Raw genomic sequence first — 12336 nt, forward strand, 5'->3', positions numbered from 1 at the left:
GGACTCGAGTGGTTCCGGCTGGCTGGGAGCTCGGAAAGTGGATCGACGGGCTCGGTAAGCTTTGTACTCGTGGTTTCCTCTGATGTTGTCGCGGATCGTCGTGCTCGGCTGCTTGCTGGTGCGGCGGTGACGTTGGGGCAGCTGTCCGAGGTGCTGGTGCCGTTGGGGGCCATGTTCGCCGCGCGGGGGCATTCGCTGTATCTGGTGGGGGGCAGCGTGCGTGACGCGGTGCTCGGGCGGCTGGGCGATGATCTGGATTTCACCACTGATGCGCGGCCGGAGGTTGTGCAGGAGCTGATGCGGGGGTGGGCCGATCAGTTGTGGGACACCGGTGGGCTCGCGTTCGGGACGGTGAGTGCGGCCAAGGGGGATCACCAAATCGAGATCACCACGTTCCGGGCCGATACCTATGATCGGGTGTCGCGCAATCCGGAGGTGACCTTCGGCGACACGCTCGAGGGCGACCTGGTCCGGCGCGATTTCACGGTGAACGCGATGGCGGTGAAGATCGCCGAGGACGGTTCGCTGGAATTCGTCGACCCGCTCAACGGGCTGGGTGCCCTGCTCGAAGGCGTGCTCGATACGCCTGCGGCACCGCAGGATTCGTTCGACGACGACCCGTTGCGCATGCTGCGCGCGGCCCGCTTCGTCGCGCAGCTCGGTTTCGAGGTCGCACCACGGGTGCGCACGGCGATCGTGGAGATGGCCGAGCAGATCGACCGCATCACCGCCGAACGCGTGCGGACCGAACTCGACAAGTTGATCGGTGCCGAACATCCGATCGACGGCATCAACCTCATGTGCGATACCGGCCTGGCCCAGCGGGTGCTGCCGGAGGTGCCCGCGATGAAGCTGGAGATCGACGAGCACCACCAGCACAAGGATGTCTACCAGCATTCGCTGACGGTGCTGTCGCAGGCGATCGACCAGGAGGAGGGCGACCCGGACCTGGTGTTGCGCTGGGCGGCGCTGCTGCACGACATCGGCAAGCCCGACACCAAGCGCAACGAACCCGGCGGCGGCGTGAGCTTCCACCATCACGAGGTGGTCGGCGCCAAGATGGTGCGCAAGCGGATGCGCGCGTTGAAGTATCCGAAGGCCTTCACCGAAGACGTCGCGCGCCTGGTGTTCCTGCATCTGCGTTTCCACGGCTATGGCAAGGGCCAGTGGACCGACTCGGCGGTGCGCCGGTACGTCACCGACGCCGACGACCTGCTCGATCGTCTGCACAAACTGGTCCGGGCCGACTGCACCACCCGAAACAAGCGGCGGGCGGCGGCGTTGCGCTCCACCTACGACGAACTCGAGCAGCGCATCGCCGCCCTGCGTGAGCAGGAGGATCTGGCGCGGGTGCGCCCGGATCTCGACGGCAACGCGATCATGGAGTTGCTCGGTCTCGAGCCGGGACCGCAGGTGGGTAAGGCCTGGAAGTTCCTCAAGGATCTGCGGCTCGACCGCGGTCCGATGACCCGTGCGGAAGCCGAGGCCGCCCTGCGCGAGTGGTGGGCGGGGCAGTCCTAGAACACGATCAGCGTGGTCCCGGCGATGATCGCGTCGCGGATCTGGGTGAGGTCGAACGAACCGGTGGTCTCGGGCAGTTCGATGCGGAATTTCACCACGTCGCCACGACGGTGCGCGTAGGAGATGCCGGCCCGGTTGGGTAGGTCGTCGAGCAGCAGCGCGGGCGCCTGCACCACCCGGCGCGGCAGGCGGATGCGGTACCAGCTGGCGCGGCGGATGTCGATGGTGAGCAGGTTGTCGTAGACCTGCGCGTCGACGACGGCGCTCATCTTGCGGGTGCGGTGGGTGGCGACGATGCGACCCTTGTCGTCGAGCCGGACCCGCCAGTCCAGGTTCTGTTCGTCCACCCAGTCGATGAGGGCGCCGACCCCGATGCTGCCTTCGATGTCGAGCTGCTGCACCCGGACCTTGGTCGGCACGCCGGGGATGAGCCGCACGCCGTGCGCGATCACGGTGACGGTGTCGAAGGGGTGGGTGTCCCACACCAGATCCGAGAGCACCGTCTTGCTCTGGAAGTGGGCGCCGCGCCTGCGCACCTTGAACGTGTCGAGGGTGGCGGTGAGGTCGTGGCCGAGCAGGGTGGCCGACACCTCGCGCCCGCCGAAGCGGCTGAGGATGCCCTCGCTGAGCACCGTCATCAGCACGTCGGGCATGAGCGCGGTGACCGTGCCCGAGCCCAGGTCGGCCACCGGGTCGGCCCAGGACGTGGTGAAGCCGAGCCACTGGTCGATCCACGAGGGGTCGAGCAGGCGTTTGCCCAGGTCGACAGCGCCCGCCAGTGACCAGGACTTCGGATCGAAATACGTGGCCATGATGTCTGTGAGAGTACTGGCCCGCGGCGTCGGCGGCCATGCTCGACGGCGTGTTGAGCGGGCATCACCACCGGTTGCTTCCTCATGTGCGGAAGATTTATCTAGGTTTCACCGCATTTGCGGAACTATCCTGGGCGGGTGGCGATACTGCGAATCAAGGAAGCCGCCGATCTGCTCGGGGTCAGCGACGACACCGTGCGCCGGTGGATCGACTCCGGCGCGCTGTCGGCGAGCAAGGACAGTTCGGGCCGCCTGGTCATCGAGGGTCGGGACCTGGCGGCGCTGGCCGTCGAGCAGGCGCGCACGCCGCACACGCGGGTCGGCAGTGCCAGTTCGGCACGAAATCGGTTCCCCGGCTTGGTCACCCGCGTGGTGACCGACACGGTGATGGCACAGGTGGAGATGCAATGCGGTCCGTTCACGGTGGTCTCGTTGATGAGCAGCGAATCGGTGCGCGAGCTGGGGCTCGAGCCCGGCAGTGTGGCGTTGGCGAGCGTGAAGGCCACCACGGTCGTCGTCGAACGGGCCGCCGGATGAAGCGCGCACTCGCCCTGGGCGCCGCGCTCACCGTCCTCGCCGCCTGTGGTTCCGAAACGAACTCGGCGACAGGAGATGCCACGCTCACCGTATTCGCCGCCGCCTCGTTGAAGAAGGTCTTCACCGACCTGGAGGACGTCTTCGAAACCGCCAATCCCGGTGTGGACGTGCGGTTCTCGTTCGCCGGATCGTCGGACCTGGCCGCCCAACTACAGGCAGGCGCCCCCGCTGACGTCTTCGCCTCCGCCGACCAGCCGACGATGGACAAGGTGGTCGCCGACGGCCGCATCGCCACCTCGCGCGCTTTCGCCACGAATGTCCTCACCATCATCACCGCGCCGGGTAACCCCAAGGGCATCAGCGGTTTTCGCGACCTGGCCGGTGACGGTGTGTCCGTGGTGACGTGCGCGCCACAGGTGCCGTGCGGTCGGGCGACGCAGAAGGTCGCCGCCGCGGCGGCGGTGACCTTGCGTCCGGTGAGCGAGGAATCGTCGGTAGCCGACGTGCTCACCAAGGTCACGTCGGGGCAAGCGGACGCGGGTCTGGTGTATGTCACCGACGCGGCGGGCGCGGGGACGAAGGTGGCCACGGTCGCGATTCCCGAGGCTTCGGCGGCGGTGAACACCTATCCCATCGGCGCCGTCGACGGATCGGGTGACAACGCCGAGAAGTTCATCGAGTTGGTGACGGGGCCGACGGGACGGCGCGCGCTGACCGAGGCCGGGTTCGGGGTCCCGTGAGTTACGGGTCGGCTCGGCTCCCCCGCTGGGTGTTGCTGCCCGCCGCAGCCGGATTCGCGCTGGTCGTGGTGCCGCTGCTGGCTCTCGCCTGGCAGGTGGAGTGGGGACGCTTCGGTGCTCTGGTGACCACCGAGGCATCGCGCGAAGCGCTGTGGTTGAGCCTTCGGACGGCGGCGGTCAGCACGCTGCTGTGTGTGTTGCTCGGTGTCCCGATGGCCGCTGTCCTGGCTCGGGCGCGCTGGCGAGGTCTGCCGGTGTTGCGTGCACTCGTGTTGCTGCCCCTGGTCCTACCGCCGGTCGTCGGTGGTATCGCCCTGCTGTACACCTTCGGTCGACATGGCTTGCTCGGCGAACACCTGGAAGTCCTCGGTGTGCGGATCGCGTTCAGCACGACGGCGGTGGTGCTCGCGCAAACCTTTGTCGCACTGCCCTTTCTGGTTCTCACCCTCGAGGGGGCGCTGCGGACGGCGGGTCATCGCTACGAGCAGATCGCGGCCACCCTCGGCGCCGGGCCGAGCACCGTGTGGTGGCGGATCACCCTGCCGCTGTTGCGTCCCGCGCTCATCTCCGGTGCGGTGCTCGCTTTCGCCCGCGCGCTCGGCGAATTCGGCGCCACCCTCACCTTCGCGGGCAGCCTGCAGGGCCGCACCCGCACGCTGCCGCTGGAGATCTATCTGCAACGGGAGGCCGATCCCGATGCGGCCGTAGCCCTTTCGGTGCTACTCGTCATCGTCGCGATCCTCATCGTCCTGCTCGCCTATCGTCGCACCAGCCCCATCCCCGGCACCCAACTCGGCCGCGTCCGGAGCGGAGGAAAGCTCCGATGAGCACATCGTTCTCGCATCCGGCGGGCCTCTCGGTGGCTGTCCGCCTCGCCGATCGTGATCTGGACGTGGAGATCGAGGTGGCGCCGGGGGAAGTCCTCGCCGTGCTCGGCCCCAACGGCGCGGGTAAGTCCAGTCTGTTGCAGGTGATCGCCGGGTTGCTCGTCCCCGACGCAGGCCACGTGCGCCTCGGCGCCGACACCCTCGTCGACACCGCGAAAGGTGTCGCGCTGCCCCCGCACCGACGCGGCATTTCGCTGCTCGCGCAGGAGCCGTTGCTGTTTCCGCATCTCACCGTCGCGGAGAATGTCGCCTTCGGCCCACGCAGCCGTGGCAACCGTCGGGCGAAAACCATTGCCGCCGAATGGCTCCGAGCCGTCGATGCCACCCACCTCGCCGATCGCCACCCCGGCGCCCTCTCCGGTGGTCAGGCCCAGCGGGTCGCCCTGGCCCGCGCGCTCGCCGTCGACCCGCGTCTGCTGCTGCTCGACGAACCCATGTCGGCCCTCGACGTCGACGTCGCCCCCGCTATGCGTTCCCTGCTGCGCCGCGTCCTGCGCGACCCCGCCCACCCCCGCTGCGCGGTCCTGGTCACCCACGACATCATCGACGCCATCACCCTCGCCGACCGCCTCGTCATCGTCGATGGCGGCCGCATCGTCGAATCCGGCCGGGTCGCCGACGTGATGTCACACCCACGCAGCCCCTTCGCCGCCCGCGTCGCCGGTCTCAACCTCCTCCACGGCACCGCCGTCGCCACCCGTGACCCCGACCTGACCTTCGCGGCGGTGTCGATCGGCGCCGACCGACCCGACGAAACGACGCCCCTTGCCGCCGGCGAAGTCCGGCACCGACCAACAGCTCAGCCGGTGGTCGATGGTTGTGCCGTCGGCGATCTCACCGCAGGCACGCGCGCGGCCGCTGTCTTCTCCCCCGCCGCCGTTTCGGTCTTCACGCGCCCTCCCGGCGGCAGCCCCCGCAACGTCTTCGCCGTCGACATCACCGAGATCACCGATCGTGGCGGCATCGTCCGTGTGCGTGGCGCCGCGCCGAACGCGCCCGGTCTGTGCGCCGACCTCACCCCGGCCGCCGTCGCCCAGCTCGACCTCACCGTCGGTGCCCCGGCGTATTTCGCGGTGAAGGCCACCGAGGTGCGGGTGTACGCCTGCTGAGACCCGGCCCCGGTGCGCGGCGCACAATGAGATCCGTTCATGCACGCGCGACCGGAGGGCAGCACATGCCGCTGGACCTGAACAGTGATCTGGGTGAGGGTTTCGGCCCGTGGCGGATGGGCGAGGACGCCGCCATGCTCGACATCGTCACCAGCGCCAACATCGCCTGCGGATTCCACGCGGGCGATCCGACGATCATGCGCCGCACCTGCGAGCTGGCCGTGGCCAAGGGGGTGCGGATCGGCGCGCACGTCGGCTACCGCGATCTGGTCGGCTTCGGTCGCCGCGATATCGCCATCGCCCCGGCCGAACTGCGAGACGAGGTGCTGTACCAGATCGGCGCGCTCGCGGCGTTCGCGCGGGCGGCGGGGGACCGGGTGCGGTACGTGAAACCGCACGGCGCCCTGTATCACGCGGCCGCTCGTGATCGTCTGCTCGCCGACGCGGTCGCGACCGCGGTCGCCGAGGCGGAAACCGGCCTCGCCCTGCTCGGTCCCGCCGGAACGGAACTCGAACACGCCGCGAACCGGGCGAAGGTCCGTTTCGTCGGCGAGGGGTTCGCCGATCGCGCCTACACCGCCACCGGCACGCTGGCGCCGCGCGGGGTTGCCGGTGCGGTGCTGACGCCCGACGACGCCGTCGCCCAGGCGGTGTCTCTTGCGTTGTCGGGGACCGCGCGTACCGTTGACGGTCCGGGTGCGGTCGCTGTATCCGTGGCCAGCGTGTGTGTCCATGGGGACACACCGGCGGCCGTGGAGATGGCGCGCCGGATCAGGGGGGCGTTGGACGAGGCAGGCGTACCTGTCGAACCATTCGGTTGAGGGTGGGAGGCGTGATGGTGACCGACTGGAGTTCGCGGATCAGGCCCGCGGGCGATCGTGCCGTGCTCATCACCCTCGACGACCCGCGTCCGGTGCAGCGGTTGGCGTCGGCGCTGCGGGTGCATGCCATCGCGGGTGTCCAGGACGTCCTGCCCGCGGCGGAGACCGTGCTGGTCACCATGCATTCGGTGAGCTATGCCACGCAGGTGCGCCGCGAACTGCTCGCCCTGCTCGAACGCCTGGATTCCGAAACCGCACAGCCGGATTCGCTCGATGTTTCCCGTGGAACACTGCCCGACCCGGACCGACCCGACGAGGTGGTCGAGGTGCCGGTCCGCTACGACGGGGTCGACCTGCCGGAGGTGGCCCGGCTGCTCGACCTGTCGGTCGCCGAGGTGATCGCGGCCCACACCGGCACCGTCTGGCGGTGCGCGTTCGTGGGTTTCGCCCCCGGTTTCGGGTATCTGGTCTCGCCCGACCATCGACTCACCGTGCCGCGTCGGCCGCAGGCTCGTACGGCCATCCCGCCGGGTGCGGTGGCGCTCGCCGGTGGGTACTCCGCGGTATATCCGCGTGGCACACCGGGCGGATGGCAATTGATCGGAAGTACCGATCTGCGCATGTGGGCGGTCGATCGCGACCCACCCGCGCTGATCCGAGCGGGAACGGCGGTGCGATTCGTCGACACCGCGCGATAAGCCGCAATAAGCAAGGGCTGCTCAATGGTGCGCCGCCTCGACAGTCGATCGGGGAGAGATCGCATGGTGATCTTCATCGAGCGAGTGGGGCCGCTCGCGACGATCCAGGACCTGGGCAGGCCCGGCTGGTTCGATTCCGGCGTCGGTCCGGCCGGGGCCGCCGACCGCGCGTCGCTGCGCCTGGCGAACCGGCTGGTCGGCAATCCGGAGGACCACGCGGGCCTCGAGGTACTGCTCGGCGGGCTGGTGCTGCGCACCGACGCGCATGTCACCGTCGCGGTGACCGGCGCACCCGCCACGGCCACGGTCGACAGCACACCTGTCGGCCACGCCAGCGTGCTCGAACTCGAGGCGGGCCAGACGCTGCGTCTGGGGATGGCGACCACCGGTCTACGCAGTTACGTCGGTATCCGCGGCGGCATCGACGTGCCGAAGGTCCTCGGTTCGCGCAGCCGTGACACCCTCTCCGGTATCGGCCCCGACCCGTTGCGGCCGGGGATGCAGTTGCCCGTCGGTCCCCCACCGCGCACCTTCCCGACCGTCGAGTTCGCGCCGGTCCCGCTGCCCCCGGAGGTCTTCGTGGTCCGCGCCCGCCCCGGCCCGCGTGACGATTGGTTCACCGACCCCGCCGCCCTGTTCCACGGTTCGTGGCAGGTGAGCAGTGAGACCGACCGGGTGGGCGCCCGGCTGGACCGCGTCGACGGCCCGCCGCTCACCCGCGCGGTCACCCGTGAACTCCCGGCGGAGGGTGTGGCTCTCGGTTCGGTGCAGGTGCCGCCGAGCGGGCAACCGGTGGTGTTCCTCGCCGATCACCCGATCACCGGCGGTTACCCGGTGATCGCGGTCGTCCTCGACGCCGACGTGGACCGGGTGGCGCAACTCCGCCCCGGCGAACGCTTGCGTTTCCGACTCGACGAGGCGGCGCGGTAGTCACCGCACGACGTCGGCCGGATGGCGCAACTCTTGCGCTTCCGACCCGACGACGCGGCGCTGCGGTCCCTGGGGAACGTCGACCTACCGACCCCGGCGTGAGTTGAACGCGATCGCGACGATGCCCAACGCATACACCGCGGCGCCGACCAGCACCACCGGCAGCGAACGCCCGTCGGCCGGAATCACCAGGGCGGTCGCCGCGATGGCCAGCACGAACGTCATGTTGAAGACCGTGTCCTGCAGCGCGAAAACCTGCCCGCGCCGGTCGTCATCGATGTCGATCTGCATGCTGGCGTCGCCGGTGAGCTTGATCGTCTGCCCCGCGAGGCCGAGCCCGAAAGCGCCGATCAGCAGAAGCCGGTGGGCGTGATCGGTGGCGGCGTCCGACGCCGCGAGCGCGATCGGGGTCACCAGTGTGAGCTGCACGATCACGGCCGTCGTCAACGCGAGGAGCACCGTGCGCGGCCTGCCGAGCCGGGGGATCAGCACCGGCGCGAGGATGGCGGCGAGCAGCATGCCCGCCGCGGCCACCCCGATGGCGACGCCGAAGCCGACAAGTCCACCGCTCATCTCGCTGTGTCCCTCGGGCTGACGGAGCACCAGCACCATGATGAGCGTGTTCATCCCGAAGACGACGCGATGCGCTCCGATGCCGATCATCGCGGTCGTCACCTGCGTCGACCGCCAGACCGCCCGGGCACCGGTGGCCAACCCTGTCGCGAGGGCGCGCACCGTGCTTTCCGATCCCGCCGAGCCCTTCTCGGGCCCGAGGACGCGCGGTGCGAAACCGACGGCGAGCAACGCGCCGACCACCGACCCGATCCCGCTGAGCGCGACCGCGACCGCCGATGCCGAATCCCCGGCCCCGAGCACCGCGATCACCGCCACTGACGCCGCCGCGCCGACACCCGCGCAGGCCGAGGCCACCGTCGCCAGCACGGAATTCATCGGAACCAGCCAGCGCTGTTCGAGCACCCTCGGCAGCGCGGCCGACACCCCGGCCAGCACGAACCGGCTGATCCCGACGGTCGCCAGCGCGAGCACGAGGAGCACGCCCTCCCCCGCTCCACCGAACAGCGCAAGCGCGGCGGCCGCGATGAGACTCGCTCGCGCGATGCTCGCCACCAGCAGCACATTGCGCCGGTCCCAGCGGTCGAGCAGGGCACCGGCGTAGGGGCCGAGCACCGAGTACGGCAGCAGCAGTACCGCGAAACCGGCGGCGATGGCGAGGGGGTCGGTTTCGCGTTCGGGGTTGAACAGGATCGCGCCCGACAGGGCGGCCTGGAACATCCCGTCACCGAATTGGGCGGCCAGGCGCAGCAGCGCCAGCCGGGGCATCCGTGGATTGCGTCGCACCACCGAGCGGCTTTCGCGCAGCAGATGTCGCAGCGAGATCGGCCGCTCATCCGCCGGATTCGAGCCGTGGGCGCGATGGGTCGACACGTCGTGAGGATAGTGGTGCCAGAATTGAGGTGGCGGTACGGGTGCAGCGCAGGAGGAGGGTCATGTCCACATCGACGACGCCGCGCATCGAGGTGCATCGTGGCGGTGACCGGAGCAAGACCAGGATCTCCTGGCTCGATTCCAAGCATTCGTTCTCGTTCGGCGAGCATTACGACCCCGACAACACCCATCACGGCCTGCTCCTGGTGAACAACGAGGACGTGGTGCTGCCCGGCGAGGGTTTCGACACCCACCCGCACCGCGATATGGAGATCGTCACCTGGGTGCTCGGCGGCAGCCTGGTGCACCAGGATTCGCTCGGCCACAACGGCGTGATCTATCCCGGTCTCGCCCAGCGGATGAGCGCGGGCACCGGCATCCTGCATTCGGAGAAGAACGACTCGTGGCGTCTCGACGGCGCGCTGCCCGAGCACGACGAGCCGGTGCATTTCGTGCAGATGTGGGTGGTGCCCGACGAACCCGGTGTCGATCCGGGCTATCAGCAGCTCGAGATCGACGACGAACTCGCTCGCGGCGATCTGGTGACGGTGGCCTCCGGCCTACCGCGCTACCGCGACCGCACCGCCATCTCGATCAATTCCTCGCACGCGGCGATGCACGTGGCCCGATCGACCGCCGACAGCGCACCCGTGACTCTGCCCGACGCCCCCTACCTGCATGTTTTCGTCGCCCGTGGCGAGGTCGACATGGAAGGTGTCGGCACCTTGGCACAGGGCGACGCCGTGCGGCTCACCCGGTCGGGTGGTCAGCTGATTCGCCCGCACGGCGACGCCGAAGTGTTGGTCTGGGAGATGCACGCCCGGCTGGGCGGTTAGGCCGAGCCGGGTTCGCGGACCAGGGCGGTGGTTCTGGCGTTGGCGCGGGTGGCGGCGATGATCTGCGCGAAGTCGGGGCGGTAGTCGCCGTCGGGTGGTTGCAGCCAGATGCGGTAGCCGCTGCGTTCGTCGGCCGGGGAGGGCAACACCACGTCGCTGCCGGGCAGGGCGACCGAGGCGCACACCCGGAACAGCTCGGCGAACAGTTCGGTGTCGAGGTAGGAGTTGTCGGTGGGCCCGGTGAGGAAGGTCCAGCGGCCGGACCTGGGATGTCCGATGACGGGCCCGCAGCGTTGGCCGCGGCTGAGGAGTTGTCCGCGCACTCGTTCACCCAGTGTCGATGGCATCACCACGGCCCCGACGGCGCCGATTTCGAGGACGATGCGTCCGAAGGTGGCCTCGACCACGGCGTACAGACCGTTGTGCTTGCGGTAGTGACGACAGCGCGCGAGCGCGTCCTGGGTTTCCGAGTATTCCTCGGCGGCGGCATAGCCGCCCTTGCTGTCAGTGCGCTGGCTCATCACTACCTCGTCTCCGTCGACGGTGTGGAGCATGCATTCGCTGGAAATTTGCCGCTATCTACAGCCTAATGCGACACAACGACGCTGACAATAGTCAGTAGCAGGTGTGTTCACCCGGAGTAGCATCCAGCCCATGGCACCCGTCTCGCCGACCGCCGCGCGCTGGGAACTGGTCCTGCGCCTGCGTGACCTGCGCGAACAGCGTGGTTACGACTCCGCGGGGTTCGCCAGGCGGGTCGGTTTCACCCCGGCGAACTGGTCCCATGTGGAAAAAGGGCGACGAGTTCTCACGCGCACGACCATCGAACCGGTGCTCGATGTTCTCGACGTGCCAGCCGACGAACGTCGCGAATTGCTCGCACTGTTGGAGGCGAGCAAACAGCGCGGGTGGTGGTCCACTTCCGCCGCGCTGATCGGCCCCGAATTGCAGCGTTTGTACGGTATGGAGGCGGGCGCGCAGAGCATTCGCAGTTACGACAGCCTGATCGTGCCGGGCCTCTTGCAGACGGAGGCGTACGCGCGGGCGCTCATCAGCGCCGATGTGATGATCCGACCGGTGCAAGTAGACCAATTGGTCGCGATTCGGCTGCGCCGCCAGCGACGGCTGCGGGAACCGGAACCGCTGGAACTCACGGCGGTGCTCGGCGAGGCGACGCTGCGCCAGCAGACCGGCGGCCCCGAGGTGCTCCGTGAGCAGCTGGGTCACCTGGCGCGGTTGATGCGCGAACTCGACACCGTCGATATCCGGGTCATTCCGTTCAGTGCTCCCGAGGGGGCGGTGCTCGGCGGCTCCAGCTTCCATCTGCTCGACTTCGCAAGCGATCAGCTACCGACCTTCGCGTGGGCCGAGAGCGCTGTTTTCGGTGGTCACGTGGATGACGCCGAACAGGTCCGCGATCTCGGCTACGCCTTCCTGCGAGCCAGGGAACAGGCCATGCCGAGATCCGAATCCCTTGCTCTGATCAGCGACTATGCGAGAGTGTAAGATTCCTGTTATGTCCATCACAGCTCGCCGCCGCCCGGCCGATCACGGCTGGTTCACCTCGTCACGCTCCAACAACGGTAACCAATGTGTCGAGGTTCGCTTCGAAGGTGACGCCGTCCAGATACGTGACAGCAAATTCCGGCGCAACCCGATGAACCATGGCCTCGACGAGCCCATCATCACCGTTCCCGCCACCGTGTGGACCGCATTCCTCGACTGCCTGCTCGCCCGACGCCCCCACCCCGCCCTCACCACCGAGCATGCCGCCGACGGGTCGACCACTCTGCGCCATGCCGCCACCGCCCTCCACTTCACCCCCGCCGAATGGGAGGCTTTCGTCGCAGGCGTCCGCGACGACGAATTCGCCTGCGTATAAGCCGATCCGATCCGTCGGCGACCGGGTTGCCCGCGTCAGGGGACGCCGATACCCGATCGCCGACCCAACGCCACGCTCGGGCAGCACTGATCGAGGCCCGGTCTCACCTCGCAGCCG

The 12336-nt window shown here is 68.9% G+C and carries 14 protein-coding genes; 11 read left to right on the top strand and 3 right to left on the bottom strand.

What is annotated here, in order from left to right; translation table 11 throughout:
* Positions 1–69 precede the first annotated feature (69 nt).
* Entirely contained in the window at positions 70–1521 is a 1452-nt protein-coding gene (locus NC7_RS02160) for a CCA tRNA nucleotidyltransferase (RefSeq protein WP_067978093.1), read from the top strand.
* On the opposite strand, the gene NC7_RS02165 is transcribed toward NC7_RS02160, so the two are convergent.
* Positions 1518–2333: a hypothetical protein gene (locus NC7_RS02165; protein ID WP_067978094.1), complete on the bottom strand. Its 816-nt coding sequence runs from the start codon at positions 2331–2333 to the stop codon at positions 1518–1520. The genes NC7_RS02160 and NC7_RS02165 overlap by 4 nt on opposite strands.
* A gap of 138 nt (positions 2334–2471) precedes the next feature.
* Here NC7_RS02165 and NC7_RS02170 point away from each other — a divergent pair, with 138 nt between their 5' ends.
* From NC7_RS02170 to NC7_RS02200, 7 genes are all read left to right on the top strand, one after another.
* Positions 2472–2870, top strand: a complete 399-nt coding sequence (locus tag NC7_RS02170; protein ID WP_067978096.1) for a TOBE domain-containing protein — start codon at positions 2472–2474, stop codon at positions 2868–2870.
* On the top strand, positions 2867–3610 hold the full coding sequence (gene modA, locus NC7_RS02175) for a molybdate ABC transporter substrate-binding protein (RefSeq protein ID WP_067978097.1): 744 nt from the start codon (positions 2867–2869) through the stop codon (positions 3608–3610). The genes NC7_RS02170 and modA overlap by 4 nt, the downstream gene beginning before the upstream one ends.
* A complete protein-coding gene (locus NC7_RS02180; protein ID WP_067978099.1) occupies positions 3607–4437 on the top strand; it encodes an ABC transporter permease in 831 nt (276 codons plus the stop codon). Before modA ends, NC7_RS02180 begins: the two co-directional genes overlap by 4 nt.
* Positions 4434–5606, top strand: coding sequence for a sulfate/molybdate ABC transporter ATP-binding protein (locus tag NC7_RS02185; protein ID WP_067978100.1), 1173 nt, complete (start codon positions 4434–4436; stop codon positions 5604–5606). Before NC7_RS02180 ends, NC7_RS02185 begins: the two co-directional genes overlap by 4 nt.
* A gap of 65 nt (positions 5607–5671) precedes the next feature.
* Positions 5672–6427, top strand: a complete 756-nt coding sequence (locus tag NC7_RS02190) for a LamB/YcsF family protein (RefSeq protein ID WP_067978102.1) — start codon at positions 5672–5674, stop codon at positions 6425–6427.
* Between the two features lie 14 nt (positions 6428–6441).
* Complete coding sequence (locus tag NC7_RS02195; RefSeq protein ID WP_067978104.1) at positions 6442–7125, top strand: 5-oxoprolinase subunit B family protein; 684 nt, start codon at positions 6442–6444, stop codon at positions 7123–7125.
* A gap of 63 nt (positions 7126–7188) precedes the next feature.
* Positions 7189–8055 (top strand): 5-oxoprolinase subunit C family protein, encoded by an 867-nt coding sequence (locus tag NC7_RS02200; RefSeq protein ID WP_067978106.1) that lies wholly within the window; start codon positions 7189–7191, stop codon positions 8053–8055.
* Between the two features lie 84 nt (positions 8056–8139).
* Here NC7_RS02200 and NC7_RS02205 read toward each other — a convergent pair whose 3' ends face one another.
* The gene (locus NC7_RS02205; protein ID WP_084457834.1) at positions 8140–9396 is read right to left on the bottom strand and encodes an MFS transporter; all 1257 of its coding nucleotides are present in this window, start codon (positions 9394–9396) and stop codon (positions 8140–8142) included.
* Positions 9397–9563: 167 nt separating this feature from the next.
* Here NC7_RS02205 and NC7_RS02210 point away from each other — a divergent pair, with 167 nt between their 5' ends.
* The gene (locus tag NC7_RS02210; RefSeq protein WP_067978108.1) at positions 9564–10337 is read left to right on the top strand and encodes a pirin family protein; all 774 of its coding nucleotides are present in this window, start codon (positions 9564–9566) and stop codon (positions 10335–10337) included.
* Here NC7_RS02210 and NC7_RS02215 read toward each other — a convergent pair.
* Positions 10334–10858 (bottom strand): hypothetical protein, encoded by a 525-nt coding sequence (locus tag NC7_RS02215; protein WP_307613589.1) that lies wholly within the window; start codon positions 10856–10858, stop codon positions 10334–10336. The two genes, NC7_RS02210 and NC7_RS02215, sit on opposite strands and share 4 nt — an antisense overlap.
* A gap of 133 nt (positions 10859–10991) precedes the next feature.
* Here NC7_RS02215 and NC7_RS02220 point away from each other — a divergent pair, with 133 nt between their 5' ends.
* Both NC7_RS02220 and NC7_RS02225 read left to right on the top strand, forming a co-directional pair.
* Entirely contained in the window at positions 10992–11843 is an 852-nt protein-coding gene (locus NC7_RS02220; RefSeq protein WP_067978149.1) for a helix-turn-helix domain-containing protein, read from the top strand.
* A gap of 10 nt (positions 11844–11853) precedes the next feature.
* A complete protein-coding gene (locus NC7_RS02225; protein ID WP_067978110.1) occupies positions 11854–12219 on the top strand; it encodes a DUF397 domain-containing protein in 366 nt (121 codons plus the stop codon).
* Positions 12220–12336 lie beyond the last annotated feature (117 nt).

Origin of the sequence: Nocardia caishijiensis NBRC 108228 (assembly GCF_001612825.1) — a bacterium.
Classification (GTDB): domain Bacteria; phylum Actinomycetota; class Actinomycetes; order Mycobacteriales; family Mycobacteriaceae; genus Nocardia; species Nocardia caishijiensis.